This is a genomic window from Streptomyces durhamensis (assembly GCF_000725475.1).
GTDB classification, from domain to species: Bacteria; Actinomycetota; Actinomycetes; order Streptomycetales; family Streptomycetaceae; genus Streptomyces; species Streptomyces filipinensis.
Window position 1 is genome coordinate 1 of record NZ_JNXR01000099.1, and the last position, 933, is coordinate 933.

The 933-nt window shown below is 66.6% G+C and carries 1 protein-coding gene; it reads right to left on the reverse strand.

Features of this window, described 5'->3' with window-relative positions; genetic code table 11:
- Positions 1-16 precede the first annotated feature (16 nt).
- Positions 17-933: NADP-dependent ketol-acid reductoisomerase (locus IO33_RS0141935; RefSeq protein WP_031174329.1), on the reverse strand; the 917-nt coding region annotated here is incomplete at its 5' end.

Genomic DNA, 933 nt, shown 5'->3' on the forward strand with positions numbered 1-933 from the left:
CCCCCTGCCGTGAGGCTTACGCCTCCTCGTTCACCCAGCTCATCAGCTTGCGCAGCTGCTTGCCGGTGGTCTCCAGCAGGTGCTCGGAGTCCTGCTGCTTGTACTCGTTGTACTTCTTCAGACCGCCGTGGTACTCGTCCATCCAGTTCCGGGCGAAGGTGCCGTCCTGGATCTCCGCGAGGACCTTCTTCATCTCGGCCTTGGTGGCGTCCGTGATGATCCGCGGACCGGTCACGTAGTCACCCCACTCGGCGGTCTCGGAGATCGACCAGCGCATCTTCTCCAGACCGCCCTCGTACATGAGGTCCACGATCAGCTTCAGCTCGTGCAGGCACTCGAAGTAGGCGATCTCCGGCTGGTAGCCGGCCTCGGTCAGGGTCTCGAAGCCCGCCTTGACCAGCGCGGCCGTACCACCGCACAGGACGGCCTGCTCACCGAACAGGTCGGTCTCGGTCTCCTCGGTGAACGTCGTCTTGATGACGCCGGCGCGGGTCACGCCGCGGCCCTCCTCGTACTGACGGCGCACCAGGTGACCCGGGCCCTTCGGGGCGACCATGCAGACGTCCACACCGGCCGGGGGCTTGATGAAGCCGAAGCGGATGTTGAAACCATGACCGAAGAACAGCGCGTCGCCGTCCTTCAGGTGCGGCGCGATGGACTCCTCGTAGACCTGGGCCTGGATCGGGTCCGGGACCAGGATCATGATGACGTCGGCCTCGGCGGCGGCCTCCGCCGGCGTCACCACGCGCAGGCCCTGCTCCTCGGCCTTCGCCTTGGACTTCGAGCCCTCGTGCAGACCGACACGCACGTCCACACCGGAGTCACGCAGCGACAGCGCGTGGGCGTGGCCCTGGCTGCCGTAGCCGATGACCGCGACCTTGCGGCCCTGGATGATGGACAGGTCGGCGTCAGCGTCGTAGAACAGCTCGGCCA